The organism is Actinokineospora sp. (genome assembly GCF_050699995.1).
Lineage (GTDB): Bacteria > Actinomycetota > Actinomycetes > Mycobacteriales > Pseudonocardiaceae > Actinokineospora.
Genome location: NZ_JBOHGC010000341.1, coordinates 1 through 1,052 on the forward strand (window position 1 = coordinate 1; position 1,052 = coordinate 1,052).

Annotated in this window: 1 protein-coding gene; it reads left to right on the forward strand. The window is 67.6% G+C overall.

Annotated elements, in window-relative coordinates; genetic code table 11:
* Positions 1-162: 162 nt before the first annotated feature.
* On the forward strand, positions 163-1,011 hold the full coding sequence (rpsB, locus tag ACRDSQ_RS16880) for a 30S ribosomal protein S2 (RefSeq protein ID WP_431422278.1): 849 nt from the start codon (positions 163-165) through the stop codon (positions 1,009-1,011).
* Positions 1,012-1,052 lie beyond the last annotated feature (41 nt).

Sequence of the window (1,052 nt, forward strand, 5' to 3'; positions counted from 1 at the left end):
ACTCGGTCCCGTACACTAGCCAGGCGGCCCGGCGCAAGCTGGACCGACATCACAACGCCCGTCCCCGATCGTGATCGGGGAACGCCTCTCGGTCCGCGGTAGCTACTGCGGCTCGGCGCGGGCGCCAGGAACAACCGAGACAGATCCAAGGAGTCACACGGCATGGCCGTCGTCACCATGAGGCAACTGCTGGATTCCGGCGTGCACTTCGGGCACCAGACCCGCCGCTGGAACCCGAAGATGAAGCGCTACATCCTGACTGACCGCAACGGTATCTACATCATCGACCTGCGGCAGACCCTGACCTACATCGACCGCGCCTACGAGTTCGTCAAGGAGACGGTCGCCCACGGCGGCTCGATCCTTTTCGTCGGCACGAAGAAGCAGGCGCAGGAAGCCATCGCCAACGAGGCGCTGCGCGTCGGCATGCCCTACGTGAACCAGCGCTGGCTGGGCGGCATGCTCACCAACTTCTCCACCGTGCACAAGCGTCTTCAGCGCCTCAAGGAGCTGGAGTCGATGGAGCAGACCGGTGGCTTCCAGGGTCTCACCAAGAAAGAGATCCTGTTGCTGACCCGCGAGAAGGACAAGCTCGACCGCACCCTCGGCGGCATCCGCGACATGGCGCGCGTTCCCAGCGCCATCTGGATCGTGGACACCAAGAAGGAGCACATCGCGGTCGGCGAGGCGCGCAAGCTGCACATCCCCATCGTGGCGATCCTCGACACCAACTGCGACCCGGACGAGGTCGATTACCCGATTCCGGGTAACGACGACGCGATCCGCTCCGCCGCGCTGCTGACCAAGGTGGTGGCCGAGGCCGCCGCCGCCGGTCTCATCGCGCGCTCGGGTGCCCGCAACGGCGCCGACAAGCCGGAGGCGGGTGCCGCCACCGAGCCGCTGGCCGAGTGGGAGCAGGAGCTGCTCAAGGGTGCCGAGACCGCTGCCGCCGACGGCGAGCAGGCCGTCGCCGCGGTCGAGGCCGCGACCGAAACCCCCGCCGAGTCCTGATCTCGGCTCGCGGTGGCCGCCCTGGACCACACGGTCCGGGG

Coding starts and splice junctions, on each gene's coding strand:
- rpsB (WP_431422278.1), top strand. CDS start 163: ATGGCCGTCGTCACCATGAGGCAACTGCTGGATTCCGGCGTGCACTTC.